Genomic DNA, 25296 nt, shown 5'->3' on the forward strand with positions numbered 1-25296 from the left:
GGCAGGGCGGGCCGCCCGGGCGGGCGCGCGGAGTCGGCCCACCCGCGCCGGGCCGGTTCGGCCGTTCGGGTCGCCGTCTCCCCGCTTCAGAGCAGCAGGATGATCGCGTACACCAGGAAGAACGCCGCGATGAGCAGCGTGACGACGATGATCAGCGCCATCGGGGCCTTGGCCCAGCCCTTCGGCGGGTTGTACGTGATGTCCTGGGGCCCCGCTCCCGACAGGCCGCCCTCGACGGGGGGCGTCTCTTCGGGCGGCACTCCGCCGCCGGGTGCCGGTCCTGTGGTCTCGCGGCGTTCCGGATCCGGGTCCGGGGTCTGCGAAGGAGTCATGTGATCCACGTTCCCCGAAGACGGCCGGGTTCGCCCGCGCACGGCCCGCGTGCGCCCGCCGACAGGTCCTGGCAGGCGGAGGGGGCCGGTGTCCGTGAGCCTGCCCCGGCCCCTCCGTCTCCGCTGCGCTTCAGCCCGGCCAGCTGCCCGTGAGGCGGCGGGCGGTCACCGCGCCGGAACGCTCTATCGCCGCCTTGACCACGGCGAAGATCGCGCCCTGGACGGCCGCGGCGAGCAGGATCTCCCGCCACCTGCGGTCCTCGTCCATGGCGTCGGGGGCGTCGCCCTCTCCCTCGATGACCTTCCACACCTGCTTGAACGCCATGCCGGCTACCATGCCGCCCGCGGCGCCCAGGATCATCCCGACCGGCTTGTACGCGATCTTGGCCGCGTTCACCGGCGGTGGCCCCGGCCGCGGCGGACCAGCACGACCACCGCGAGCAGCGCCCCGGCGGCGAGCAGCGGGGCGCGGTGGGTGCGCGCCGCGGTGGCGGCCTGGCCCGCGGTCTCCCGCAGGGGGTCGGGTGCCTTGTCCGCCGCGTACTGTCCGGCCCTGGCCGCGCTCTCGCGTACCTGGGCGGCGGCCTGTGCCGTCTTCTCCAGGACGGGGTCGGGCGTGCGTTCCCTCAGCTTCTGGGCGACCAGTGCCGCCTTGTCGCGTACCTGGCCGGTGGCCAGGGCCGCCTTCTCCGCGGTCTGCTGCCTCACAGCGTTCGTCCTCTCCTGCGCCTGCGCCGTGCCGTCGGCCCCGGCGCTGTCGTCCGTGTGCTCGGGCGGTGCCCTTGCCGTACCGCCTGCCCGGCTCCATCGTGCTCATACGAGGCCGGCCGGCCTTCCTCGTTCGCCCGGATCGCGGGCCGCGCCCATCCGTCCGGCGCAGTGGCGGCCCGTGACGCGTGAAGGGCCGGTCCGGGGAGGGTGGCGCTCCCCGGACCGGCCCGGTCGTGCGGAAGGGCGCGTCAGCCCGCGTACGTCTCGAACTCGGCGATCCTCGGTGTGCCACTGGCCGAGGTGATCTCGAAGGTGATCTTGCGCAGGGAGGTGGCCGGGATCGTGATCGTGCCCGCGCCGCTGCCGGTCTTGAGGACCGCGCCGGTGTCGGCGTTCAGCAGCCGCCAGGAGCCGGTCACGCCCTGGGCGCCCGCGGCCTCGCGGATGGTGACGGCCGAGACGGTGGTGGCGGAGTCCCACTTGACGGAGACGGAGCCGGTCGAGCCGGCCGGGGACCAGTAGGTGTTCAGGTCGCCGTCGCGCACGTTGCCGTAGCTGGTGCCGCTCGCCTTGCTGGAGCCGTCGGCCCCGGCGCCGAGGCTGAGGTTGGTGCCCGCGGGGGGTGTGGTCGGGTCCGTGGGATCGGTCGGGTCGGTGGGGTCCGTCGGGTCGGTCGGGTCGGTCGGGTCGGTGGGCGTCGTGGTGGAGCAGTCGCCGTCCGAGACCTTGAGCCCCTTGTTGGCGCCCGCCGTGCTGGTCACGATGGAGGGCACGCAGGAGGACGCGTCGAGGGTGTACGCGTAGGGGATGCTGACGGTGGTGTTGGACTGCGGGTCCGGACCGGCCGGGTGGTTCTCGGGGCCGGGCGTGGACCAGGTGACGTTGTCGAAGGTGTTGCCGCTGACCTGCCAGTAGCCGGTGGTGTCGGTGTAGAAGGTGCCCAGGACGTCCTTGGAGTCCTTGAAGTAATTGTTGTCCACCTTGGCGTGGGCGCCGGCCCGGGAGTTGATCCCGGACTTGTTCAGCTTCACGTAGTAGTTGTTGTAGATGTGGGCGACGCCGCCACGCAGCAGCGGTGTGCGGGAGTCGACGTTCTCGTACAGGTTGTGGTGGAACGTGACGTAGCCGTTGTCGAGCTGGGTCTCGCTGGAGCCGATGAGGCCGCCCCGGCCGGAGTTGCGCAGGGTGCTGTACGACAGCGTCACGTACTGGGTGTTGTCCTTCATGTCGAAGAGACCGTCGAAGCCCTCGTCCTCGCCGCCGGACGCCTCCAGCGTCGCGTGGTCGACCCAGACGTTGCGGACGTCGCTCTCCATGCCGATGGCGTCACCCCCGTTGGAGGTGGGCGAGCCGGACTTCTTGACGTTCCTGACGGTCACGTTCTGGATGATGATGTTGCTGGACTGGCGTATGTGGATGCCCAGTTGGTCGAAGACCGCGCCGCTGCCGACGCCGACGAGGGTGACGTTGCTGATCTGCTTGAGTTCGATCACACCGTCCGCCGTGTTGCAGCTGTCGCCGGACACCTTGGCGGTGTTGGCGTGATTGATGGTGCCCTCGACCTCGATGGTGATCGGCGTGCTGCTGCTCGCCCGGCCGCACAGGGCCTGGTGGATCTGCGTCCCGGTGGTGGCGCGTACGGTCTGCCCGCCCGCGCCGCCCGTGGTGCCGCCGTTCTGGCTCGCGAAGCCGGTGGCGCCGCCCGCGACGGCGGCGGATGCCGAGGGCATCGTCAGGACGGCTCCGGCCGCGGCCGCCAGGGCCATCGTGGACAGCGCCGCGGAAAGTCGCAGTGCGACTGGTCGCCTCATGTTCGTTCCCATTCGTCGAAGAGAGATGGAAAGCGCTTTCTGATGGGCGAGGATAGGCACGCCGAGACTGCCCGTACAAGGATGTGAACGCGAAAAGATGGCGCTTTCTTGAATTGGGCACGTCAAGATGGGGACGTTCCGGACCCACCGGTCTTTACGCTGCCGGGGCTCCGCACCCCGGCAGCGCCGGCGCCAGGACGACGCCGGTCAGAGCACGTCGGCGAGGACCGCGGCCGTCACCAGCGCGAAGGCGCACCCCACCCCGGCCACGAGCTCCCTGGCACGCCGGGTCCCGAAGGAGGGGACCTGCGCGGTGGCGTCACCCGGCGCGTCCTCGGCGTAGTACACGGTCACGACGTCACCCTCGACCACGTCCAGTCGGCGTCGGCGCTCCTCGAAGGTGACGGTCCGGCCGGACTCCGTACGGAACTCCAGGGTGGGGCGCGTCTGGGTGACGGGCATGCCGTCGGCGTCCTGCGCCTCCTCCGCGCGGACCCCCGTGCACCGCGCCTCGGCAGTGCGCCCGGCCCACGCGGCTCGCAGCCGGGGGCCCTCCATCTGCCGGTCGAGGCTCCGCGCGAGGCTCACGGCCGCGGCCGTGGCGATGACGAAGTAGACGACGGCGATGACCATGACGCTCCCCCGGGTCGGCCGGCCCGGGGCCGACGCCACCGGGCCGCGGCAGACCGCCATGATCCCCCGGCTCCGATCCCCGGACAAGGCCCTGCGGCCGGACGGCGACGCCGCGCGCACCGGCGCACCGTGGAGAGAACGTGCGTATTTCCTACGCGGGGGTAGTGGGTGCGCCGCTCTTGCTATACCTTCCGTCTAACAGCTTGCTAGACGTTGCGTCTAACAAGCGAAGGCGGCGTCCGACGGCCGGCGATCTCATCGGGCCGTACCCGACGAGGGCCGGACGGCGCCGGGGCCGATCTCACGAGTCAAGGAGCCGCAGCATGGCAAGCAGCACCGTTCGGCCGGAGGACCAGGACCGGGCCGCCGAGCAGGACGTCGCCCGGCGCCTGCTCGATTCGTCCGCGAAGCTCTCGTACGACCCGGCCACCGAAGTGGACTGGGACACCCCCCTGGACACGGACCACCACGGGGCGAGCCCCGAGTGGAGCACGCTCTACGCCACCGCGTACTGGGCGGAACTGACGGAGGCTCAGCGCAAGGCGCTGACCCGGCAGGAAGCCGCTTCCGTCGCCAGCACCGGCATCTGGTTCGAGATGATCCTCCAGCAGATGGTGCTGCGCGACATGTACGCCAAGGACCCGACCGACCCGCGCTTCCAGTGGGCCCTGACCGAGGTCGCCGACGAGTGCCGGCACTCGATCATGTTCGCCCGGGGCGCGGCGAAGCTGGGCGCTCCGGCGTACCGGCCGCGCCGCCCGGTGCTCGAACTGGGCCGCGCCTTCAAGACCCTTGCCTTCGGCGAGGCGGCTTACGCGGCGATCCTCGTGGCCGAGGAGGTGCTCGACGTGATGCAGCGCGACTGGATGCGGGACGAGCGCGTCACGCCGTTCGTCCGCACGATCAACAACATCCATGTGGTCGAGGAGTCCCGCCACATGAAGTTCGCCCGCGACGAGACCCGCAGGCGTCTGCGCGACGCGGGCCCGGTGCGCCGCCACCTCAACGCGCTCGTCGTCGCCATCGCCTCGTACTACATCGTCACCAGCATGGTGAACCGGGACGTGTACGCGAACGCCGGACTGGACGGCGCGCGGGCACGGGCCGAGGCGAAGACCAACGAGCACCACAAGTCCCTGATGCGGTCGAGCTGTTCGGGGCTCATGGATTTCCTGGCCTCGGCCCGTCTGCTGACGAAGCCTGCCCTGTTCTTCTACAAGCGCGCCCACCTGATCTGACCCGAGCCGAGAGCCCGAGCCATGACCTACGCCATCACCCAGACCTGCTGCAACGACGCCACCTGTGTCGCGGTCTGTCCCGTCAACTGCATCCACCCGACGCCGGAGGAGCCGGACTTCGGACGTACGGAGATGCTCTACGTCGATCCGGAGACCTGCATCGACTGCGGCGCGTGCGCCGACGCCTGCCCGGTGGACGCGATCTTCCCGGTGGACCGCCTCTTCGGGGCCCGCGAGGAGTACGCCGCCATCAACGCGGCCTACTACGCGGACCGGGAGCCGGAGCCCGCCACCGGGCCCAACTTCCATGCCTGGGGCGCGCCTTCCTTCGAGCGGAGCCTCCCGGCGGACTTCGCGCCGATCCGGGTCGCGGTCGTCGGCACCGGACCCGCCGGCATGTACGCGGCGGAGGATCTGCTGCTGCACACCAACGCCGAGGTGACCCTGATCGACCGGCTGCCGGTGGCCGGCGGGCTCGTCCGGTACGGCGTGGCGCCGGACCACCCGGGGACGAAGGGGGTCGGCGAGACGTTCGCACGGTTCCACGCCCACCCCAGGGTGCGGATGCACCTGGGGGTCGAGGTCGGGACGCACATCTCCGCCGAGGAGCTGTCCGCGCACCACGACGCGGTGATCTACGCGGTCGGGGCGAGCGCCGACCGCAGGCTCGCCGTCCCGGGCGAGGACCTGCCGTCGAGCATCGCGGCGACCTCCTTCGTCTCCTGGTACAACGCGCATCCGGAGGTGGCGCCGGACGCGGTGGACCTGTCGCGGGCCGAGCGGGTGGTCGTCGCCGGGAACGGCAACGTGGCGCTCGACGTGGCGCGCGTCCTCGTCGCTGACCCGGCCGGGCTCGCGGGCACCGACATCGCCGACCACGCGCTGGCCGCCCTGCGCGGCTCCGCGGTGCGCGAGGTCGTGCTGCTCGGGCGGCGCGGCCCGGAGGACGCCGCGTGTACGTCGTCCGAGCTGCTCGCGCTGAAGCATCTTCCCGGTGTGGAGCTGGTGGTGGACGACCACGATCCGCGCATCGGCCCGGCGATCGAGGGCGCGGCGCCGGGTGGACCGGCCGCCGTGCTGCGCGGGGTGCGCCGGGAGCGCGTGGACTGGTCGGGCCCGCCGCCGGAGGGACGGCGCATCGTGCTCCGCTTCCACTCGGCGCCCCTGGAGATCACCGGCCGGGAGGACGTGGAGGGCGTCCGGGTCACGGCGGACGGGGGCGAGACCGCGATACCGGCGCGGCTGTTCCTGCGGGCCATCGGCTACCGGGGGCTGGCGGTCCCGGGGCTGCCCTTCGACGAGGCGAGCGGCACGGTGCCGCACGAGGGCGGCCGGGTGGCGGGCCGGACCGGCACGTATGTCGTCGGCTGGATCAAGCGGGGGCCCTCCGGGGGCATCGGTGCCAACCGCACCTGCGCCGCCGAGACGGTCGGCACGCTGCTCGCGGACGCGGTCGCCGGTGCGCTCCCCTCCCCCGCCCACCCCGCCAAGGCGTTCGGCCGCCTGGTCCGGGGCCGCAGCCGCCACGTGATCGACGCGCGCGGCCTGGCCGCGATCGACCGCGCCGAACGGGCCCGGGGCCGGGACGGGGGCCGCCCCCGGGTGAAGTTCGGCACGGTCCCGGAACTGGTCGCCGCGTCGAAGGGGCGCCGCTGAGGGGCACCCCCCTCAGAACTGCTCCGGCTCCGGCACCCGGGCCCGGGCGCGCCGCCCGACCACCGCCGCGGCCGCCACCGCGCTGCCCGCGAAGGCCAGGGCGACCGTCCACGGCTGGTTGAACGCGTGGCCCGTCGCGTGGTCGACGGAGTAGCGGCCGGGGCCGGTCAGTCCGATCGCGGCGGCGGTGAAGCCGAGGAACGCCGGGTATTCGTAGCCGCCGCCCTGCGCGAAGAAGCCCGCGGGGGCGTGGACGGCCACCGCGCCCGCCATCGCCCCGGCCGCCGCCGCACCGGCGGCCGGGGTGGCCAGGCCCAGGGCGAGCAGGGCGCCGCCGCCCGCTTCGCCGAGCCCGGCGGCGAGCGCGCTGTGCTTGGGCGGATGGAAGCCCATCGCCTCCATCGCGGCGGTGGTCCCCTCGATTCCCCCGCCGCCGAACCAGCCGAAGAGTTTCTGGGCTCCGTGCGCGGCGAGCACCGCGCCGGTGCCGGCGCGCAGGACGAGCAGACCGAGGTCGTGACGGTTGACGCAGCCCATGGGGGTCTCCGGTGGGGTTCCGGGCCCCGCCCGGACGGCGCGGGCCCCTGGTTTCCGTACGTCACCACTCTCCGCGCCCCATGGAGCACGAGGGCCGTGGTGTTGCTCCATCCGGGCGACTCACACCGGGGCGTGAGCCGTGACACAGTGCGACGAACGCCATTATGCAACTTGTTGCACAACGGGTCGGCGGTGGTTTAGAACTGGGGCGACGCCACAGCGAGGAGCCGCCGTATGAGCCCGTATCCGCACCTTCTGAGCCCGCTCGACCTCGGGTTCACCACCCTGCCGAACAGGGTCCTGATGGGGTCGATGCACGTCGGCCTGGAGGAGGTCGAGAACGGCTTCGAGCGCATGGCGGCCTTCTACGCCGAGCGTGCCAGGGGCGGCGTCGGCCTCATGGTCACCGGCGGCATCGCGCCCAACGCGCGCGGCTGTTCCTTCCCCGGCGGGGCCAAGATGACCACGGAGGCGGAGGCGGCGGAGCACCGCCGGGTGACCTCGGCGGTGCACGAGGCGGGCGGCCGGATCGCCATGCAGATCCTGCATTTCGGCCGGTACGCGCACCATCCGGACCTGGTGGCGCCGAGCGCGCTCCAGGCGCCGATCAGCGCGTTCGCCCCGCACGCCCTGACCGACGACGAGGTCGAGGAGACGATCGAGGACTTCGCGACGGCGGCGGCGCTGGCCCGGAGCGCCGGGTACGACGGCGTCGAGATCATGGGCTCCGAGGGCTATCTGATCAACGAGTTCATCGCCGCGGCGACCAATCACCGCGAGGACCGCTGGGGCGGCTCGTACGAGAACCGCGTCCGCTTCCCCGTCGAGATCGTGCGCCGGGTCCGCGAGCGGGTCGGCGACGACTTCATCATCATCTACCGGCTCTCGATGCTGGACCTGGTGCCCGGCGGCTCGTCCCTGGACGAAGTCGTGCGGCTGGCCCGGGAGATCGAGGCGGCGGGCGCGACGATCATCAACACGGGCATCGGCTGGCACGAGGCCCGCATCCCCACCATCGCGACCTCGGTGCCCCGGGCCGCGTTCACCTGGGTCACCGAGAAGGTGCGCGGGGCGGTCTCCGTACCGCTGGTGACGAGCAACCGCATCAACACCCCCGAGGTGGCCGAGCAGGTCCTCGCGTCCGGCCGTGCGGACATGGTGTCGATGGCCCGGCCGTTCCTCGCCGACCCGGAGTTCGTCGCGAAGGCGGCGGCGGGCCGCGCGGACGCGATCAACACCTGCATCGGCTGCAACCAGGCGTGCCTGGACCACATCTTCAGCGGCAAGGTCACCTCCTGCCTGGTCAATCCGCGCGCCTGCCACGAGACGGAACTCGTCCTGTCACCGACCCGCACCCGCAAGCGCGTCGCCGTCGTCGGCGCCGGGCCCGCCGGACTCGCCTGCGCGGTCACCGCCGCCGAACGCGGCCACGAGGTGACGCTGTTCGACGCGGCCGACGAGATCGGCGGCCAGCTGAACGTGGCCCGCCGGGTGCCCGGCAAGGAGGAGTTCGACGAGACGCTGCGCTACTTCCGCACCCGGCTCGCGGAGGAGAAGGTCGGCCTGCGGCTGGGCGCTCAGGTCGGCGCCGGGGACCTCGACGGCTACGACGAGGTCGTGCTGGCCACCGGGGTCACCCCCCGTACGCCCGCGATCCCGGGCATCGGCCACCCGAGCGTCGTCAGCTACCTGGACGTGCTGCGCCACGGCGCTCCGGTCGGCGACCGGGTCGCGCTCGTCGGGGCGGGCGGGATCGGCTTCGACGTGGCGGAGTTCCTGACGGACGGGGGCGAGGAGGCGAGCCTCGACCCGGAGGTGTTCTTCCGGCAGTGGGGCGTCGACACCGAATACCGCGAGCGCGGCGGCCTCGCGGCCCCGGAGCGCCCGAAGACCACGCGCACCGTCCACCTGCTCCAGCGCAAGGCGAGCAAGGTCGGCGCGGGCCTCGGCAAGACGACCGGCTGGATCCACCGCACCGAACTCCGCCACCGCGGGGTCACGATGACGGCGGCCGTCACGTACGACCGGATCGACGACGAGGGCCTGCACATCACCGTGGACGGGGAGCGGCACGTGCTGCCGGTCGACACGATCGTGCTGTGCGCCGGGCAGGAGCCGCGCCGGGACCTGTACGAGGAGCTGCGCGCCGCCGGCCGCGAGGCACACCTGATCGGAGGCGCCGACGTCGCGGCCGAGCTGGACGCCAAGCGCGCGATCCGGCAGGGCACGGAGCTGGCGGCCGCCCTCTGAACCGGACGGCCGGGGCGACCCGGCCGTCACCCCCTAGGCTGCACCCCATGTCACTGCCGCACGCGATCCTCACCGCCCTGCTGGAGAAACCCTCGTCGGGGCTTGAGCTGACCCGCAGGTTCGACCGGTCGATCGGCTACTTCTGGTCGGCGACGCACCAGCAGATCTACCGCGAGCTGGGCAAGCTGGAGCAGGCCGGGCACATCCGGGCACTGGAACCCGCGCAGCCGGCCCGGGGGCAGAAGAAGGAGTACGAGGTGCTGCCGGCGGGCCGCGAGGCGCTGTCCGCGTGGGTGGCCCGGCGGGAGGACCCCAAGCAGGTGCGCGACCCGCTGCTGCTGCGGATGCGGGCGGCGGCCGTCGTCGGTGCGCCCGGCCTCGACGCGGAGCTGCGCCGCCATCTGGAACTGCACCGGCGCCAGCTGGCGGAGTACGAGGAGATCGAGGTCCGGGACTTCCCGCCGGAGCGCGACACCCCCGGGGACCGGCTGCGGCATCTGGTGCTGCGGGGCGGGATCGACCTGGAGAACTTCTGGATCGGGTGGATCACCCGGGCCCTCGCGGATTACCCGGCGTAGCGGCTGTGCCTCAGTGGCGCCCCGCGCCCACCCGGCGGCGCTGCTCGCGGCGGGCGACGCGGGGGCTGCTGATGACCACCCGCGACGGGGCGGGCGGCGGTGCGGCGGCCACCGCGGGCGCCGTCTGCGCCTGGGCGCGGGTCAGCAGGATCACGCCCCGGACCGCCGCCACCGTGCCGAACAGCGCCGGGATCAGACCGGCCGGTCCGCCCTGGAACCGCTCCCCCAGCAGCGCCAGGCCGATCGCCGCGGCGGCGACCGGGTTGGCGAGGGTGACGACGGCCAGCGGGGCCCCGAGCCCGCCCCGGTAGGCGGTCTGGGAGAGCAGCAGCCCGCCCATCGCGAACGCGGAGACCAGCACGGCGACGACCACCAGCCGGGCGCTGAGCAGCGGCCCCGTGTGGTCGGTGGCCGCAACGGTGAGGGTCTGGGTGAGCGCGGACGCGACGCCGGACGTGATGCCGGAGGCCGCCGCGTGCCGCAGCCCGGGCCGGGCGCCGGGGCGGCTGAGCCCGGCGACGAGCGCCATGGTCCCGGCGGCCACGGCCAGCGCCTCGGTCATGGTCAGGGTCTCGTGCGGGGCCGCGCCGCCCGCCGTCAGGAGCAGGGCGCCGAGGCCGAGCAGGGTGAGCAGCGTGCCGCGCCACTCGGTGACCGTGACCCGGCGGCCCGCCGCCCGGGCGCCCAGCGGGACGGCCGCCACCAGGGTCAGCGCGCCCAGCGGCTGGACCAGGGTGAGCGGGCCGTACTTCAGGGCGGCCACGTGCAGCAGGGCGCCGCCCGCGTTCAGGCCGACCGCGCACCACCAGGCGCCGCGCCCGAGGAGCCGGAGGGTGCCGGTGCCGGGCGCGGTGCGGCCGGCCAGCCGGGCCTGGGCGACCGCCGCGGCGGCGTACGCGGCGGCGGAGACGAGGGAGAGGGCGACGGCGGCCAGGGTGGCGTTCACCGGTGCGCCCCGGAGGCGGCGTAGACGGTGGCGTGCTCGCGCTGCCGTACGACGGAGGGCCACGGCTGCGGCGGGCGGACCGGTTCGGCGCGCGGGAGGCGGAGCGCGGCGAGCGCGACGGAGAGCAGCGCGGCCACCACGATCGAGTCGAGCCAGTAGTGATTGGCGGTCCCGACGATGACGAAGAGGGTGATCGCCGGGTGCAGCAGCCACAGCCAGCGCCACCGGGAGCGGGTGGCCACGACCAGGCCGACGCCGACCATGACGGCCCAGCCGAAGTGCAGCGAGGGCATCGCCGCGAACTGGTTGGCCATGGAGTCCGTGGCCGGCTGGGCCCCGTACACCGAGGGCCCGTACACCCGACCGGTGTCCACGAGGTGGGTGGCGGCGAGCAGGCGCGGCGGGGCGAGCGGGAAGAGCAGGTGCAGGGCGAGCGCGGCGCCGGTGAGCGCGGCGAGGACGCGGCGCGCCCAGACGTAGTGGCGGGGGCTGCGCCAGTAGAGCCAGACCAGGAAGAGCAGCGTGGCCGGGAAGTGGACGGTCGCGTAGTAGGTGTTGGCCAGGTGGATCAGCGTCTCGTCGTGCAGCAGCAGACCCTGGACCGCGCCCTCGCCGGGCAGGTGCACGGCACGCTCGACGTCCCAGACACGGTCGGCGTTGCGGAACGCCTCGTCCACGTGGCCGTTCGCGGCCCGGCGGCCGAGCTTGTAGATCAGGAAGAGCCCGACGACGAGAAGAAGCTCGCGGACCAGGGGCGGGCGGGCGAAGGTGTCCGGCTTCCGATCGGCGGGCGTGGTGCCGGTGTACTTCACCCGGTGCCCCTTTGCTGCTGCTCTTCGGCGGACGTCCGCCCTTATCGATACGCCAGTGTACCGATACGGCGGCGTATCGGTACACACGCGTATCGGTACACTGGCGTATCGATGGACCTCGTCGCAGAGTCGCAGAGAGGGAAGGCACATGTCACCGCAGCAGACCGAGCAGGAGCAGCCCCCCGCGCAGCGCCGCTCGAAGATCACGCCGGAGCGGGCCCAGGAGCTCTACACCGCCGTGCTCGACATGCTGAGGGAGAACGGCTACGAGTCGCTGACGATGGAGGGGGTCGCCGCCCGATCCCGCTGCGGCAAGTCGACGCTCTACCGCCAGTGGGGCTCGAAGCCCGAGCTGGTGGTGGCCGCCCTGCACGGCACCCGGCGCGGGGCCCTGCGGAAGATCGACACCGGTTCGCTGGCGGGCGACCTGGTGGAGGCGGCGCGGGCGATCGGCGAGGGCTCGGGCCGCGACACACCCTTGATGCTGGCGCTGAGCCATGCGGCGCTGCAGAGCCCGGAGCTGCTGTGCGCGCTGCGCGAGTCGCTGATCCTGCCGGAGCTGGCCGCGATCGACGCGCTCGTACGGCGCGGAGTGGAGCGCGGCGAGGTGGCGCCGGACAACCCCGCGGTGGAGTTCGTCGCCGCGCAGCTGCTCGGCGTCATGCGGGCCCGGCCGATGCTGGCGGGGGCCCACGCGGACGAGACCTACCTGGTCCGCTTCGTGGAGGGAGCGGTCCTTCCCGCACTCGGCCTGGACGCCCCGGCGTCCGGGTCCTGACAGACGTGGGCCGTCGTCCGAGCGGATGACGGCGGCCCGCCCGCGCCGCACCGTGGGGACGGGGGCGGCGCGCACCCGGCCGGCCGGTGACTTCTCCGAAGTCACCGGCCGTTCGCGTACCCGGTCGCTCCCCTATTCGTCCTCTTGACGATAAGGAGGGACGCCGCTTATCGTCGTCATGACGAAAACGAGATCAGGGGGTTTCCATGGCCGACATCACCCGCCGCTTCGGCTGGCGCCATCTCCGCTCGGCGCCCACCGCGCACATCCGCCACCACAGGCGCGGCAAGCTGACGCACGACGGGGCGGGGCTGAGCTTCTGGTACCGGTCGCTGAGCGCCGCGCTCTCCGAGGTGCCGGTCAACGACCGCGAGCTGGCCATGGCGTTCCACGCGCGCACCGCCGACTTCCAGGACGTCACCGTCCAGGCCACGGTCACCTACCGGATCAGCGACCCGGCCGAGGCAGCCGCCCGCCTCGACTTCTCCGTCGACCCGGACACCGGAGCCTGGCGCGGCGCCCCCCTCGAACAGATCGCCACCCTGCTCACCGAGACCGCCCAGCAGCACACCCTCGACGTCCTGGCTCGCACCCCCCTGGCCGCTGCCCTGGTCGACGGGGTCGCCGCCGTCCGCGAGCGGGTGGCGACCGGTCTCGCCGCCGAGCCGAGGCTCCCCGCCACCGGCATCGACGTGGTCGCCGTCCGCGTCGTCGCCATCCGCCCCGAGGCCGAAGTGGAGCGCGCCCTGCGCACCCCCGCCCGCGAGCAGATCCAGCAGGAGGCGGACCGGGCCACGTACGAACGGCGTGCCGTGGCCGTCGAGCGCGAGCGGACCATCGCCGAGAACGAGCTCGCCAGCCAGATCGAGCTCGCCCGGCGCGAGGAACAGCTGGTCGAGCAGCGCGGCACCAACAGCCGCCGCGAGGCCGAGGAGAGCGCCGCCGCCGACGGGGTGCGCGCCGAGGCGGAGGCCGCCCGCACGGTGCGGCTCGCGGGTGCCGAGGCGGAGGCCGCCCGACAGGTGGGCGCGGCGCGCGCCGAGGCGCAGGCGGCCTGGCTGCGGGCGCACGGAGAGGTGGACGCCGCGACGCTGCACGCGCTGGCGGCCACCCGGCTCGCCGAGAACCTGCCGCACATCGACAGCCTCACCCTGTCGCCCGACGTGCTCACGGGCCTGCTCAGCAAGCTGGGCCGGCCGGAGGCCGGGGCGTGAGCCTGGCCCCGCGGGCGGTCCTGGTCCACCGCACCACGGAGTACGAGGAACTGCTCGCCCGCCACGGGACGCACGGCCAGGCCGCGTTCGTCCTGGCCGCGCGGGGCCGCTCCATCGAGGAGGTGGCCCACCGGCACGGGCGGACCCGGCAGGCCCTGGCGGATGTGGCGGCGGCCGTCCCGCTCACCTGGCGGCACTGCCGGGTGGAGCGGGCCGACCTGGACCGGTTCCTGTTCGCGCCCGAGGACGTGGTGGTGGTCGTCGGGCAGGACGGCCTGGTCGCCAACGCCGCGAAGTACCTCTCCGGCCAGCCGGTCATCGGCATCGACACCGATCCCGGCCGCAACCCAGGCGTCCTGGTCCGCCACCGCCCGGCCGACGCGGCCGCGCTGATGCGCGCGGCCGTGGCGCCGGGCGGGCGCACCGACGCGCTGACGATGGTCGAGGCGGTGTCCGACGACACGCAGCGGCTGCTCGCCCTGAACGAGGTCTACCTGGGCCCGCCCGGCCACCAGACCGCCCGTTACCGGCTCGGGCCCGACACGGCGGACTCCCCCGCCGAGCCGCAGGCGTCCTCCGGTGTCCTGGTCGGCACCGGCACCGGGGCGACCGGCTGGCTGCGCTCGCTCTGGCAGGAGCGCCGCAGCACCCTCCCGCTGCCCGGGCCCGCCGATCCCCGGCTGCTCTGGTTCGTCCGGGAGGCGTGGCCCTCGCCGTCCACCGGCACGTCGTTCGTCGCGGGCGAGCTGGGTCCCGGGCAGGGGCTGCGGCTGACCGTGGAGTCGGACCGGGTGGTGGTGTTCGGCGACGGAATGGAGGCGGACGCGCTGGAGCTGACGTGGGGGCAGAGCGTGCGGCTCGGCGTCTCGGAGACCTCGCTGCGGCTGGCGGTGTGAGCGCGGGGGCGGACGCGGCGTCCCCGTAGGCTCGACGCCCGGACCGATCTCCCCTGCAGAGGAGCACCATGGCCACCGAGAGCACCGCCGCCCCCTCCCGCAACAGCCGGCCACCCACGCCGCAGGCCGCGCTGGGGGTCGGCGTGATCGTGCAGGACGCGCGGGACCGCATCCTGCTCGGCCGGCATCACAGCGGCACCTGGGAACTGCCCGGCGGCAAGGTCGACCCGGTGCCGGAGTCCGTGGCGGCAGCCGCCGTACGGGAGCTGCGCGAGGAGACCGGGCTGACGGTCCCCGAGGACGGGGTCACCGTCTTCGCGATGCTGCACGACGCCCTCGGCGGGATCAACCGGGTGACGATGGCCGCCCTGGTGCGCGTGGACACGGGTGCGGCGCGGGTGACCGAGCCGCACCTGATCAGCGCCTGGGAGTGGACCCCGCTCGACGCGCTCCCGTCGCCGCTCTTCGACCCGTCGGCGCAGATCCTCGCGACCTGGCGCCCGGACCTCGGCATCCCGCATCCGCCGGTGCACCGGCTCCTCCTCGCACCCGAGAAGCCCCAGGTGATCCCCTAACTCGATTAATGGTTTGCCTAGGGCCCATAGGCAGAGTTAGCTTCGTGAGTATGAAGGCCCTGACCGAGCAGGACATCCGCTCATCGTTCGTGAATTGCTCCAAGGGGGAAGCCAAGCGTCTGCCGCTCCCCCGTGATTTCGAGGAGCTGCCGTGGGACGACCTCGACTTCCTCGGCTGGCGCGACCTGTCCGCGCCGGGACGCAGCTACATCGTCACCGAGCACGAGGGCAGGACGGCCGGGATCTCGCTGCGCTTCCCGTCGCAGCAGCGCGGCTTCCTGCACCGGAGCATGTGCTCGCTCTGCCTGACCACGCACCCGGGCAGCGGGGTCTCCCTCATGACCGCCCGCAAGACCGGCCCCGCCGGACGCGACGGCAATTCGGTCGGCCTGTACATGTGCACCGACCTGGCCTGCTCGCTGTACGTGCGGGGTAAGAAGACGGTGGACTCGGGGGCCCGCTTCAAGGAGAGCCTGACCACCGAGGAGCAGATCGCCCGTACGGTCGCCAACCTCCACGCGTTCGTGACGAAGCTCTTCGGCTGAGCCGGACGACGCGGACGCGCGCGCCCCGGGGCGGACCTCCGGGGCGCGCGTCCTCCGTCACCTCGTGAACAGATCCGCGTAGTCGGGTGCGGTGTTGGGCCCGCCCCCGACGCCACCGAGCACCGTGCCCTGCTCCACCAGCCGGACCGAGTCCGGGCCGACGCCGGTCTGCTCGGCGGTGACCGCGAGCGCGACGGTGTTGTCGCCGTGCGGCTTCAGGAAGCCCGACGGGATGACGAACTCCCGCTGCGGTCCCACGTTGTTGACGTACTGCCCGGTGTTCCAGCCGTTGACGAAGAGCTGGACGCGGTACTTGTCCGTCCGGCCCCCGGCGTCCTCGACCCGCAGGGCGAGCGCCGTGTCGGCGCCCTCGGGCAGGTCGAGCCGGGCCGTGGTGCGGTACCAGCGCACGCCCGGCCGGTCGCTCTTCAGCGAGCCGGTCCGCGCCCACGACGCGTCCGGCGCCCCCGGCAGGTGCCAGCCGACGCGTTCCCCGTACAGCCCCCCGTTGTTGTAGAGGCCGCGCGCGGTGTCGGCGGGCTCGTCGCCGCCCCGGGCGCCCTGGATGCGCCACTCGGTCTTCCCGGCACCCGCGATGGCGACGTCGGCGAGACCGCGTCCGCCCTTGGACCGGCCGTCGGAGCTCCAGTCCTCGTACTGCCCCATGTTCCGCACCAGGATCGCCAGCACAGCGGGTCTGCCGGGCTCGGTCAGGCCCTCGGGGACCTTGTACGTGGCACTGCCGTCGCCCTGGGCGCCCAGGTAGTGGCCGTCGAGCCAGACCAGGGCGTGCCCGGCGGTCCCCGTCCTCACCGTCACCTCGACGGTGCTGCCGGCCGCGGTGGGCGTGTAGTGGCCCCGGTACCAGGTGTCGCCCTCGTGGAAGCCGTACTCGTCCGTGTCCAGGACCACCCCCGAAGCGGCGCCGGGCCCGTGCCGGGTGTTGGCGGCGGTCGTGCGGTCCGCCCTGGTCCACGCCGAGTCGTCGAAGTCCGCCGCGCGCTCCGGGTCGGACGCGGCAGTGCGCCAGGTGGCCGGTGCGGGCACTTCGGCCTTCGCCGGGCCGGGCAGGCGGCCGGTGAGCGCCCCGGCGGCGTCCCGCTCCACCCGGACGGTCCGGCCGTTCCAGGTCAGGGCCCGCACCCCGGCGGGCGCGAAGACCCTCAGCGGACCGGCCTCGCGGGTGTCTCCGGTGAGGTCGAGCCGGGCGCCCCGCACGCGGGCGGTCCGGGCCAGTTCGGGGCCGGTGACCAGGGCCCGGCCGCTGCCCGCGTCGAGCTGCCAGGTGGTGGCGACGCCCTCGCGGTCGCCGATGAGGACGGTGAGGTCCGGTGCGCCGCCGCCGGTGACACGTACGGTCCGGGGCGCGCCGTGCGCGTAGTTCAGCCGCAGGTCCTTGGCGACGGGGTCCCAGACGCTCTCCACGGACTCCCCGTCCGTGGTGGTGACGCGGGGCCGCTTCGCGTACCGGAGGACCGTTTCGCCGTCCGTGCCCCTCGCGCCGTCGAGGACGAGCAGATCGCGTCCGGCGGTGAGGTGTGTGAGCACCTGCGAGGTGGAGTAGACGAGCCGGTGCGGGCCGAAGGCGTAGTCCGCGACGAGTGCGGTGGCGTCCCGCCCGTCCACCGTGATCCCGGTCCCCGCCTTCTGCGGCACCCGCGCGTAGGCGGCGCCGGGGCCCAGGTCCAGCGGAAGGGTGACGCGGCTGGCCGTGGTGTCGTTGGAGTCGGGGTGGCGCAGTGTCAGGAGCCGCATGCCGTTGCCGGACACGGAGGTGGTGGCGGCGCGCTCGGTGGACCGGCGCTGCTCCGCCTTCACCGGACCGCCGCCGGTGACCGTGACGGCGGGCGCGGTGTCGGGCTCGGCGGAGGCGATCGGCCGGACGGCGCCCTGGAGGTAGCCGAACTCCTTCTGCACGGCCAGCTTCGGGGTGATCGAGCGGTTCTCGGCGATCGCCGCCCCGTAGTCGTAGGAGGTGAAGCCGGAGCCGGGGTCGCCGGTCCAGCCCCAGTTGGTGCCGCCGTACTCCATGTAGGTGTTGGAGAGGGTGGCCCCGTTGGCGAGGTTGTTCACGGCGAACTGCCGGGTGAAGGCCTCGTCCGCGAATTTCGCGCACTCGCTCGTCTGGAAGTCCCTGCCCCATGCGGTGAACGCGCCGCCCTGCCCCTCCGCGACGAAGACCGGGGTGGAGGGTGAGTAGCCGCGCACCCGGGATTCGTAGTCCCCCAGCTTCTTCCTGGGCCCGGCGCAGTCGAAGCCCAGCGGGTAGGTGTCGAACGCGTACAGGCCGAGCCGGGAGCCGCCGGGCCCGCCGGGCACGTTCCAGCCGTGCCCGTTGCCGTAGTCGTTGTGGAACAGCGGCACGGTGATGCCCTGTCCGGTCACCGCGCTCTGGAGCTTCTCGATGTACTCGACGTGCTTCGCCGAGTTGTCGATCTGCTCGTTCTCGACCTGGTAGGCGATGACGCTGCCGCCGCCGTCGGTGAGCTGGTGCCTGCCGATGACGCCGTTGACGGCCTTCAGCCACTCCAGGTCGGCCGCCAGGTTCTGCGGGTCGGCGGTGCGCTGCTCACCGGCGTACGTCGTCATGTACGGCGGCAGGCCGCCCATGCTCACTTCGGCGTTGATGTACGGCCCCGGCCGGGCGATGACGTACAGGCCCTCCTGCTCGGCCATGGTCAGGAGCCGGTCGATGTCGCGGACGCCCGTGAAGTCGTACGAGCCCGGCTTCGCCGAGTGGTAGCCCCAGAAGAAGTAGAGCGAGACGGTGTTGAAGCCCGACGCCTTCAGTTTCTGGAGCACGTCGCGCCACTGGTCGGGGCTGGGCAGCCGCCAGTAGTGGAACTCGCCGGACCACACGATCAGCCGCTCGCCGTCGATCCGGAGGGACTTCGCGTCCCAGGTGACGGTGTGCGGGTGGTGGTCGTTGCCCGGGAAGCGGTGAGTGGTGGCACCGGCCGCCGGCCCGGCCCGCCGCGTGGGGTGCGCGGAGACCGGGGGCGGGGAGAACAGGGACAGCGCGAGTCCGGTGGCCAGGCCGGTGACGACCGCGCGCCGCCGTAAACGGCGCGACCGGGTGCGCGGACGGTGGGGGTGGTGGGTCATGGACGCCCTTTCGCTGGTGTGCTCATGGTGCGTTTTCGTGGTCCGTGGAGCCGGTCGGGCTGGGCCGTGCGGGTCAGGGGGTGCCGGTCAGCGGATGTCGGTCACCACCTGGGAGGCGACCAGGCGGGTGCCGTCCGCGAGGCGGAAGTCCAGGGTGAGCAGTCCCGTGCCGGCCGCCGCGTCCGCCGTGGCGCTGACGGCGACCCGCTGGGCGTCGCCCCGGGTCCCGCGCACCCGCAGCGTGCCGTGGGACGGCTCCACGCGGACGCCGTCCGGTGCGGTGGCCGTCCAGTGGACCGTGTGTCCGGTGAAGTCCACGTCCTGGGCCTCCACATCGAGCCGCACCGCGTCCCCGTCGCGTTCCAGCAGGAGCACCCCGGGGTCACCGAACCCGGCGGCGGGGCTCGCGTACGCGTCCACCACGGCCTGCCGGATCTTCGCGTCGTCGTACGGGGCCTGGCCCTGCGGGCCGTTCCACCGCCACCACGCCTGCATGTGGGGCAGACAGATCCCGTTGAACCGGTTGCGGTGCACCAGCGCGCGGTACTCCCGGCGGGCGGCGTCGAGTTCGGGGCTGCCCGCCGGTGCCAGGCCGATGCGCATGTCGGCGAGCGCGAGGCAGGCGTTGCGGGTCAGCCGGTCCAGGACCGTGCGGGGCGCCGGGTCCGTCACCTGCCCGGCGGCCTCCCGCAGCGCCGCCAGCGCCTGCTCGTAGGCCGTGCCGAGCGCGGCGGCGGTGTGCGTGTCCGGGTCGAGGCGCGTCAGGTCGTAGTAGGTGCGCATGGCGGGGACCGCGGGCTCCCCGAAGCGGGCGTGCAAATAGCCGTCGAGGTACGCGGGCCCGTCCAGGGAGCCGTCCCAGGCCAGTGCGGCGACGAGGCTCTGGACGTGCTCGTACGTGATCCAGTCGCCGGGTTCGCTGTACATGCCGATCCCGTCGAGACCGAGGCCCGCCTCGAAGGCCAGGTCGCCCGCGATGGTGGTCAGCGGGTGCACGGGCAGGCTGCGCCAGCGGTAGCGCCGGTAGTACTCGTACATGGCGAGCGGCCCGGTGTGCGTGGCCCGCCAGGCGCGCAGCGCGTCCGCGAAGGGCACGTTGGCCTTGACGGAGGGGTCGCCGAGGTGGCCGTCGTAGGTGCGGGAGTACGCGGCGAAGTCCACGACCACCTCGGGGTCGCTCGCGTGGTCCGCGTCCGGCGGGCGGACCGTGGAGGCGTAGGCGATGCGCTCGATCCGGACGCCGGGCAGTTCGCGGCGCACCACCCGGGCCAGCTCGTTGACGACCACGGACTCCGCGTTGGAGGCGGTGCCGTACCGGTCGAGCACCGGCTTCTGGAAGGCGCCGACGTCCGGGGGCCAGCAGTCGAAGAGGGTGATCTCCGGGCGCTCCCGGAGGAAGGCGACGACCTTGTCCACGTAGGCGTTCAATGCGTCCGGGTTGTAGATGTCGAACACCGGCCCGCCGGACTCGTAGTACTGCGGGTAGTCGGCCTTCGGCAGGAAGCTGTCGTAGCCGTGGCCGCCGGTCTCGATCCGCAGGCCCCGCTTGCCGGCCTCGCGGGCGAGGACGTCGCGCACCTTGTCGTACGTGGTGACGCCGAGGCCCAGGTAGTCGGTCGGGTACACGAAGGTGTTGAGCCGGTTCTTGGCCATCCAGTCGAGCAGCGGCGGCAGGCTGGCCGCCGTGTGGCTGAACCCCTCCTCGGCGTACTGCCGCCGCAGTTGCGTGGCGGGCCGGTCGGTGTGGCGCACGGGCGGCAGTGCGAGGTCCGGGGTGTGCGGCACGTGTTCGTGGTGGCCCTCGTACGCGGGGAAGGCGGGCGCGAAGAAGCGGACGCCGGTCCGTTCCAGGAGGGCGTACACCGCGTACAGCGGGGCCCGGTCGCCGTGCCCCGTCAGCAGGAGGCAGGTGCGGTCGCCGAGCAGGGTGAAGGAGTCCTCGGGGGCACCGGAGAGCGCGCGACCGGCGTCGGCGAGGCGGTCCGGGGCGATCCGGCCGCCGCCGGTCCCGGTGTGCAGGGCCACCAGGCCGGTGACGCCCTCGGGGCGGGAGGCCGGGGCGGCCGCGGGGTGCAGCGGGAGGCGGACGCCGGTGATCCTGCGGAGGTAGTCGCGCAGTTCGGCGGCGGCGAATGCGGCGCTGCCGCCGCCCCACCAGAGGATGGCGGCGCGGGCCCGGCCGCCGGAGGTCACGCGGAGCGGGCCGTCCGCCGCCGCGGCCTCCGTCGTCGTGGTCCCGGCCAGGAGCGCGGCGCCCGCGAGGCCGGCGGCTCCGGCGAGGAAGCCGCGGCGTCTCACCCCGTCGGGTGCGGTGCGGGTGTCGTGGTGCGGCGAGTCGTTCATGAGCGGTCCGCCTTTCCGGCTGCGGTGTAGAGGTCGCCGAGGTAGTAGTCCTGCACCTTGCCCGGGTCGGGCAGCTTGCCCATGCGGTGGAAATCGGCGGCCAGTGCGTCGAACCAGCCGGCGACCGTGCCGTCCCGGGTGAGCTTCGTCAGCTCGCCGGAGGGCAGGATCTTCACGTACTTCGTGGCGCCCTTGAGCTGCCCGGCCGGGAGCTTCAGGAAGTCGGCGGTGACGGTCTCGGACTCCTCCGGGTGGGCCGCGATCCAGTCGCCGGCCGCCTTGAGGACGCCGGTGACCCTCTTGACGAGTTCCGGGTCGCCGGAGGCCAGTTTCGGCTGGGTGACGAAGACGTTGGGGAAGGTCAGCTTCGGGTAGTAGTCCTCGGTCCGGGTGATCTCCTCGAGGCCGGGGACCTTCTTCTTCATCGTGTCGATCAGCGGGTACCAGGTGGCGGCGGCGTCGACCTGGCCGGAGGAGAACGCGGTGACGACGGTGGAGGCGTCCATGGCGACCTTGGTGATGTCGTCCGGCTGCAGTCCGGCCTCTCGCAGGGCGAGGTCGAGGATCATGTCGCCGGAGGTGCCCTCGGCGACGGCGACCTTCTTGCCCTTGAGGTCCGCGGGCTCGTCGATGCCGGAGCCGGGGCGGGCGATGACCCGGTCGGCGAGGCCCAGCATGTTCACGGAGACGATGGGGGCGCGGCCGGACGCGGGGAGCCACAGGGCGCCGGGGCCGAGGTAGCCGAAGTCCAGGTCGCCGGTGCCCAGGGCCTGGACCTGAAGGGGCCCGTTGGTGAAGACCTTCAGTTCGGGGGTGACCCCGGCCTTCTTCCACAGCCCTTGTTCCCCGGCGACCGCGAGGGCGGCGGCGCCGCTGTAGTCGGCGATGTAGCCGAACTTCACCTTCTTCGGCCCGCCGTCGGAGCCGGCCGAGGAGCCGTCGCCACAGGCGGCGGCGGTGGAGACGAGCGCCAGGGCGAGGAACAGGCCCGCCGTGCGGTGGCGGAGGGCACGGATCGGCTTCATGACGCGATTCCTTCGAGCGGGGCGGGCTGGTGGTGCACGGCGTGCCACACCTGGGCGCGCAGTGCGGCGAACTCGGGCGACAGGCGGTGCTCCTCGGTCCGCGGGTAGGGCAGCGTGACCGGGATGACGGTGTGGACGCGGCCGGGGCGGGCGGCCATGACGACGACGCGGTTGGCGAGGAAGACCGCTTCGTCCACGTCGTGCGTGATGAACATGACGGTGCGCCGGTCGCGGCCCCAGGTGTCCAGGAGCGATTCCTGCATGCGGACCCGGGTGAGCGAGTCCAGGGCTCCGAAGGGCTCGTCCATCAGGAGCACCTTCGGGTCGACGGCGTAGGCGCGGGCGATGGCGCAGCGCTGTTTCATGCCGCCGGACAGGGTTTTCGGCAGGGCGTCGGCGAAGTCGGTGAGGCCGACGAGCTCGATGACCTCGCGGGCCCTGCGTCGCCGTTCGGCCTTCTTGACGCCGGCGACCTTCAGCCCGTACTCGACGTTGCCGGCGACGGTCATCCAGGGGAAGAGGGCGTACTGCTGGAAGATGACACCGCGTTCGGGGGCGGGGCCGCTGACGGGGGCGCCGTCGACGCGGACCTCGCCGGTGGTGGCGTCGAGGAGTCCGGCGGCGATGTTCATCAGGGTGCTCTTGCCGCATCCCGAGGGGCCGACGACGGTGACGAACTCGCCGTCCTCGATGTCCAGGTTCACGTGGTCCAGGGCGAGGAATCCGCCGTCCCCGACCGCGAAGTCCTTCGTCACGTCGTGGAAGTCGATGTGGGGCATGGGTTACCGCCGTTCCTGCCAGTGGGTGAGCCGGCGCTCGGCGAGGAGCAGGAGCCGGTCCATGGCGAGTCCGATCGCGCCGATCGCGATGAGCTGGACGAAGATGGTCGGCAGGTCGTAGTAGAGCTGCGCCTGCTGCATCCGGTAGCCGAGTCCGCCCTGGGCGGCGATGAGTTCGGCGGCGACGACGGTGGCCCAGGAGGCGCCGAGCCCGATGCGCATGCCGACCAGGATGAAGGGGGTGGACGCGGGCACGACGACGCCGGCGAAGACCTGTGGGTCGCGGGCGCCGAGGACCCGGGCCGCGTTGACGAGGGTGACGTCGACGGCGACGACGCCCTGGAAGGTGGAGACGACGCAGGACAGGAACGAGGCCAGGAAGATCACGAAGATCTTCGGGGTCTCGTCGATGCCCATGAGCACGATGGCGAGCGGGATGATCGCGAGCGGCGGCACCATGCGGAAGAACTGGAGCCAGGGCTCCAAGAGCCGGCGGACCACCGGGTACCAGCCCATGAGGAAGCCGACGGGGATCGCGAGGGCGACGCCGAGCACGTAGCCGGTGAGGACGCGCTTCAGGCTGGCGCCCGCGTCTTCGAACAGCGTGCCGTCCGCGATGAGTTCGCCCGCGCGCCGGCCCACGACCACGGGTCCCGGGAAGCCGTTGATGCCGCTGCCGGCGAGGGCGGTCCAGGCGAGCAGTCCGAGCGCGGCGGAGGCGAGGCCGAGGAGCACGGAGGTGAGCCGTCCCGTGCCGGGCTTCTTCTTCGGCTTCACGGCCGCGCGTTCGGGGGCGGCCGGCGGGCCCGGGGGTTTCGCGGGGTGCGGTGCGCGGGGTTTGTCCTGCACGTTCATGCGACTTCCTCCGCGACCCCGTCGACGTCGGCGGCCCGGCCGCCGCCGATGTCGGCCATGTAGCTCATCCAGGTGTAGGCCGGGTCGCCGCGGCGCAGCAGTTCGCGGTAGAGCCGGACGGTGAGGTCGCGGCGGACCTCCGCGTAGGCGGGCGCCTCGTACACGTTGTGGAGTTCGTGCGGGTCGGTCTCCAGGTCGTACAGCTCGTGCACGCTCTCCGGGTTGTGCACCAGCTTGTGGCGCCGGTCGCGGATCATGCGCTGGGAGTACGGGAAGTGGTGTCCGTGGAATTCGGTGACGACCTGGTCGCGGGTGCCGTCGGCGCTCTCCCCGTTCAGCAGCGGCAACAGGCTGGTGCCGTCGCAGGGTTCGGGGACGGGTGCGCCCGCGAGCTCCAGGATGGTCGGGTTGAGGTCGATGAGGGTGGCGAAGGCGTCGTCGGTGCGGGCGGGCGCGCCGGGGACGCGGGCGATGCCGGGGATGCGGTAGATGTCCTCGTACATCGCCGGGCCCTTGTCGTTGAGCCGGTGGGCGCCGGTGAACTCGCCGTGGTCCGCGGTGAAGAAGACCGCCGTGTCGTCCCACAGCCCGTGGCCCTTGAGCGCCTCCACGATGCGGGCGACCTGGTGGTCGATCATCGTGACGTAGCCCCAGTAGACGGCGATGAGCTTGCGCCAGGCGGCGGCGTCGAAGTCATCGGACGACCAGTAGGCGCTGTACTGGCGCTGCACCTCGGGCTTGCCCGCGAAGGTCTCGGCCATGGAGGCGGGCAGGGGTACGTCGTCGGGGTCGTACAGGTCGTAGTAGGCATCGGGTATCAGGTACGGCAGGTGCGGCCCGTACCAGTGGCAGGACAGCATGAAGGGGGTGCCGGACGCCTTCCACCCGGCGGCGTAGCGGTCCAGCAGGGCGAGGGTGCGGTCGGTGAGGAACGCCTCGACGGTGGCCTCGGCCGGCTGCTGGAGCCGGCCCGCGATGAGGTGGCCGCGCCCGGTGCCGTTGGCGGCGGTCCCGAAGACGGGCTCGCGCACGGCGAAGCGCGGGAAGCCGTTCGCGTCGAGCCACTTCTCGTACGAGGGGTGGTGGACGGGGTTGAGGGCGCCGGGCAGGTGTTCGCCGTCGAGTCCGTGGAACTCGGGGCCCTGCTCACGGCCGATGTGCCATTTGCCGACGTGCCCGACGGAGTACCCCTGGCCCTGCAACTGGCGCCAGAGCATGGGGCTTTCGTCGGACAGCTCGTCCTTGCTGCCGCCGTTGCGCTCGGGGTTGTTGAGCATGCCGTGGCGGAACGGGTGGAGGCCGGTGGCCAGGGAGGCGCGGGCCGGGGTGCAGATCGCGGTCGGGGTGTAGAAGCGGTCGAAGCGGGTGCCCTCGGCCGCGAGGGCGTCCAGTGCGGGGGTCCGGACGAGCGGGTTGCCGTAACAGCCCAGGGTGTCGGTCCGGTGCTGGTCGGTCATCAGGAACAGGACGTTGCGCGGAGCCACTCGGGCCGCCCTTTCGGTGGTCGCTCACGGTGGTGACGGTCGCCGGCCGGCACGCGGCCCCGGGGTGCTCGACGCGCACCGGTGCCGGCGATTGACGGGAACTGTAGGGAGGCCCGGTTTTTTAGGTCAACCCTTGGGAATAAACATCGTGTGAATTCGTCCGCCGCGTTGACAGAAACCCCTTGACCGATCG

The 25296-nt window shown here is 73.0% G+C and carries 23 protein-coding genes; 9 read left to right on the top strand and 14 right to left on the bottom strand.

The genetic code is table 11. From position 1 onward, the window contains the following. Positions 1-86 precede the first annotated feature (86 nt). The 5 genes from AB0L33_RS19150 to AB0L33_RS19170 form a co-directional block, all read right to left on the bottom strand. Positions 87-332 (bottom strand): DUF6480 family protein, encoded by a 246-nt coding sequence (locus tag AB0L33_RS19150; RefSeq protein WP_365682842.1) that lies wholly within the window; start codon positions 330-332, stop codon positions 87-89. A gap of 130 nt (positions 333-462) precedes the next feature. Beyond that, a complete protein-coding gene (locus AB0L33_RS19155; RefSeq protein ID WP_365682843.1) occupies positions 463-729 on the bottom strand; it encodes a DUF4235 domain-containing protein in 267 nt (88 codons plus the stop codon). Further along, positions 726-1040 (bottom strand): hypothetical protein, encoded by a 315-nt coding sequence (locus AB0L33_RS19160; RefSeq protein WP_365682845.1) that lies wholly within the window; start codon positions 1038-1040, stop codon positions 726-728. Before AB0L33_RS19160 ends, AB0L33_RS19155 begins: the two co-directional genes overlap by 4 nt. Before the next feature lie 251 nt (positions 1041-1291). Further along, the gene (locus AB0L33_RS19165; protein ID WP_365682847.1) at positions 1292-2854 is read right to left on the bottom strand and encodes a pectate lyase; all 1563 of its coding nucleotides are present in this window, start codon (positions 2852-2854) and stop codon (positions 1292-1294) included. A gap of 207 nt (positions 2855-3061) precedes the next feature. After that, positions 3062-3547, bottom strand: coding sequence for a DUF3592 domain-containing protein (locus tag AB0L33_RS19170; protein ID WP_365682849.1), 486 nt, complete (start codon positions 3545-3547; stop codon positions 3062-3064). 263 nt (positions 3548-3810) lie between these two features. Here AB0L33_RS19170 and AB0L33_RS19175 point away from each other — a divergent pair, with 263 nt between their 5' ends. Continuing rightward, positions 3811-4725: a diiron oxygenase gene (locus AB0L33_RS19175; protein ID WP_365682851.1), complete on the top strand. Its 915-nt coding sequence runs from the start codon at positions 3811-3813 to the stop codon at positions 4723-4725. Positions 4726-4746: 21 nt separating this feature from the next. Continuing rightward, complete coding sequence (locus AB0L33_RS19180; RefSeq protein WP_365682853.1) at positions 4747-6381, top strand: FAD-dependent oxidoreductase; 1635 nt, start codon at positions 4747-4749, stop codon at positions 6379-6381. Between the two features lie 12 nt (positions 6382-6393). Here AB0L33_RS19180 and AB0L33_RS19185 read toward each other — a convergent pair whose 3' ends face one another. Then, the gene (locus AB0L33_RS19185) at positions 6394-6918 is read right to left on the bottom strand and encodes a DoxX family membrane protein (protein WP_365682855.1); all 525 of its coding nucleotides are present in this window, start codon (positions 6916-6918) and stop codon (positions 6394-6396) included. A 234-nt stretch (positions 6919-7152) separates the two neighbouring features. Between AB0L33_RS19185 and AB0L33_RS19190 the strand changes: the two genes are divergently transcribed. Together AB0L33_RS19190 and AB0L33_RS19195 are read left to right on the top strand one after the other, a co-directional pair. Next, positions 7153-9168, top strand: coding sequence for an NADPH-dependent 2,4-dienoyl-CoA reductase (locus AB0L33_RS19190; RefSeq protein WP_365682857.1), 2016 nt, complete (start codon positions 7153-7155; stop codon positions 9166-9168). A gap of 47 nt (positions 9169-9215) precedes the next feature. Continuing rightward, a complete protein-coding gene (locus AB0L33_RS19195; RefSeq protein ID WP_365682859.1) occupies positions 9216-9746 on the top strand; it encodes a PadR family transcriptional regulator in 531 nt (176 codons plus the stop codon). Between the two features lie 10 nt (positions 9747-9756). On the opposite strand, the gene AB0L33_RS19200 is transcribed toward AB0L33_RS19195, so the two are convergent. Then, the gene (locus AB0L33_RS19200) at positions 9757-10692 is read right to left on the bottom strand and encodes a hypothetical protein (protein ID WP_365682861.1); all 936 of its coding nucleotides are present in this window, start codon (positions 10690-10692) and stop codon (positions 9757-9759) included. Next, a complete protein-coding gene (locus AB0L33_RS19205; RefSeq protein WP_365682864.1) occupies positions 10689-11504 on the bottom strand; it encodes a phosphatase PAP2 family protein in 816 nt (271 codons plus the stop codon). Before AB0L33_RS19205 ends, AB0L33_RS19200 begins: the two co-directional genes overlap by 4 nt. 148 nt (positions 11505-11652) lie before the next feature. Between AB0L33_RS19205 and AB0L33_RS19210 the strand changes: the two genes are divergently transcribed. The 5 genes from AB0L33_RS19210 (at position 11653) to AB0L33_RS19230 (ending at position 15512) form a co-directional block, all read left to right on the top strand. Further along, positions 11653-12282, top strand: coding sequence for a TetR/AcrR family transcriptional regulator (locus tag AB0L33_RS19210; protein ID WP_365682866.1), 630 nt, complete (start codon positions 11653-11655; stop codon positions 12280-12282). 206 nt (positions 12283-12488) lie between these two features. Then, entirely contained in the window at positions 12489-13496 is a 1008-nt protein-coding gene (locus tag AB0L33_RS19215) for an SPFH domain-containing protein (protein ID WP_365682868.1), read from the top strand. Next, on the top strand, positions 13493-14392 hold the full coding sequence (locus AB0L33_RS19220) for a hypothetical protein (protein ID WP_365682870.1): 900 nt from the start codon (positions 13493-13495) through the stop codon (positions 14390-14392). The genes AB0L33_RS19215 and AB0L33_RS19220 overlap by 4 nt, the downstream gene beginning before the upstream one ends. A 68-nt stretch (positions 14393-14460) precedes the next feature. Continuing rightward, positions 14461-14967, top strand: a complete 507-nt coding sequence (locus tag AB0L33_RS19225) for an NUDIX domain-containing protein (RefSeq protein WP_365682872.1) — start codon at positions 14461-14463, stop codon at positions 14965-14967. Positions 14968-15017: 50 nt separating this feature from the next. Then, positions 15018-15512, top strand: a complete 495-nt coding sequence (locus AB0L33_RS19230; RefSeq protein ID WP_365683057.1) for an FBP domain-containing protein — start codon at positions 15018-15020, stop codon at positions 15510-15512. A gap of 57 nt (positions 15513-15569) precedes the next feature. Here AB0L33_RS19230 and AB0L33_RS19235 read toward each other — a convergent pair whose 3' ends face one another. From AB0L33_RS19235 to AB0L33_RS19260, 6 genes are all read right to left on the bottom strand, one after another. Next, positions 15570-18617 (bottom strand): beta-galactosidase, encoded by a 3048-nt coding sequence (locus tag AB0L33_RS19235; protein ID WP_365682874.1) that lies wholly within the window; start codon positions 18615-18617, stop codon positions 15570-15572. An 87-nt stretch (positions 18618-18704) separates the two neighbouring features. Continuing rightward, complete coding sequence (locus AB0L33_RS19240; RefSeq protein WP_365682876.1) at positions 18705-20960, bottom strand: DUF4838 domain-containing protein; 2256 nt, start codon at positions 20958-20960, stop codon at positions 18705-18707. Further along, positions 20957-21985 (bottom strand): aliphatic sulfonate ABC transporter substrate-binding protein, encoded by a 1029-nt coding sequence (locus tag AB0L33_RS19245; RefSeq protein ID WP_365682878.1) that lies wholly within the window; start codon positions 21983-21985, stop codon positions 20957-20959. The genes AB0L33_RS19240 and AB0L33_RS19245 overlap by 4 nt, the downstream gene beginning before the upstream one ends. Further along, the gene (locus AB0L33_RS19250; protein WP_365682881.1) at positions 21982-22764 is read right to left on the bottom strand and encodes an ABC transporter ATP-binding protein; all 783 of its coding nucleotides are present in this window, start codon (positions 22762-22764) and stop codon (positions 21982-21984) included. Before AB0L33_RS19250 ends, AB0L33_RS19245 begins: the two co-directional genes overlap by 4 nt. A gap of 3 nt (positions 22765-22767) precedes the next feature. After that, positions 22768-23619, bottom strand: a complete 852-nt coding sequence (locus AB0L33_RS19255) for an ABC transporter permease (protein ID WP_365682883.1) — start codon at positions 23617-23619, stop codon at positions 22768-22770. Next, positions 23616-25103, bottom strand: a complete 1488-nt coding sequence (locus tag AB0L33_RS19260; protein ID WP_365682885.1) for a sulfatase-like hydrolase/transferase — start codon at positions 25101-25103, stop codon at positions 23616-23618. Before AB0L33_RS19260 ends, AB0L33_RS19255 begins: the two co-directional genes overlap by 4 nt. Positions 25104-25296 lie beyond the last annotated feature (193 nt).

Origin of the sequence: Streptomyces sp. NPDC052299 (genome assembly GCF_040679335.1) — a bacterium.
Classification (GTDB): Bacteria; Actinomycetota; Actinomycetes; order Streptomycetales; family Streptomycetaceae; genus Streptomyces.

Excerpts from the sequence above, each read along its gene's own strand:
- AB0L33_RS19150 (WP_365682842.1), bottom strand. The coding sequence starts at position 332 with ATGACTCCTTCGCAGACCCCGGACCCGGATCCGGAACGCCGCGAGACC.
- AB0L33_RS19165 (WP_365682847.1), bottom strand. The coding sequence starts at position 2,854 with ATGAGGCGACCAGTCGCACTGCGACTTTCCGCGGCGCTGTCCACGATG.
- AB0L33_RS19170 (WP_365682849.1), bottom strand. The coding sequence starts at position 3,547 with ATGGCGGTCTGCCGCGGCCCGGTGGCGTCGGCCCCGGGCCGGCCGACC.
- AB0L33_RS19175 (WP_365682851.1), top strand. The coding sequence starts at position 3,811 with ATGGCAAGCAGCACCGTTCGGCCGGAGGACCAGGACCGGGCCGCCGAG.
- AB0L33_RS19180 (WP_365682853.1), top strand. The coding sequence starts at position 4,747 with ATGACCTACGCCATCACCCAGACCTGCTGCAACGACGCCACCTGTGTC.
- AB0L33_RS19185 (WP_365682855.1), bottom strand. The coding sequence starts at position 6,918 with ATGGGCTGCGTCAACCGTCACGACCTCGGTCTGCTCGTCCTGCGCGCC.
- AB0L33_RS19190 (WP_365682857.1), top strand. The coding sequence starts at position 7,153 with ATGAGCCCGTATCCGCACCTTCTGAGCCCGCTCGACCTCGGGTTCACC.
- AB0L33_RS19195 (WP_365682859.1), top strand. The coding sequence starts at position 9,216 with ATGTCACTGCCGCACGCGATCCTCACCGCCCTGCTGGAGAAACCCTCG.
- AB0L33_RS19210 (WP_365682866.1), top strand. The coding sequence starts at position 11,653 with ATGTCACCGCAGCAGACCGAGCAGGAGCAGCCCCCCGCGCAGCGCCGC.
- AB0L33_RS19215 (WP_365682868.1), top strand. The coding sequence starts at position 12,489 with ATGGCCGACATCACCCGCCGCTTCGGCTGGCGCCATCTCCGCTCGGCG.
- AB0L33_RS19225 (WP_365682872.1), top strand. The coding sequence starts at position 14,461 with ATGGCCACCGAGAGCACCGCCGCCCCCTCCCGCAACAGCCGGCCACCC.
- AB0L33_RS19230 (WP_365683057.1), top strand. The coding sequence starts at position 15,018 with ATGAAGGCCCTGACCGAGCAGGACATCCGCTCATCGTTCGTGAATTGC.
- AB0L33_RS19235 (WP_365682874.1), bottom strand. The coding sequence starts at position 18,617 with ATGACCCACCACCCCCACCGTCCGCGCACCCGGTCGCGCCGTTTACGG.
- AB0L33_RS19240 (WP_365682876.1), bottom strand. The coding sequence starts at position 20,960 with ATGAACGACTCGCCGCACCACGACACCCGCACCGCACCCGACGGGGTG.
- AB0L33_RS19245 (WP_365682878.1), bottom strand. The coding sequence starts at position 21,985 with ATGAAGCCGATCCGTGCCCTCCGCCACCGCACGGCGGGCCTGTTCCTC.
- AB0L33_RS19250 (WP_365682881.1), bottom strand. The coding sequence starts at position 22,764 with ATGCCCCACATCGACTTCCACGACGTGACGAAGGACTTCGCGGTCGGG.
- AB0L33_RS19255 (WP_365682883.1), bottom strand. The coding sequence starts at position 23,619 with ATGAACGTGCAGGACAAACCCCGCGCACCGCACCCCGCGAAACCCCCG.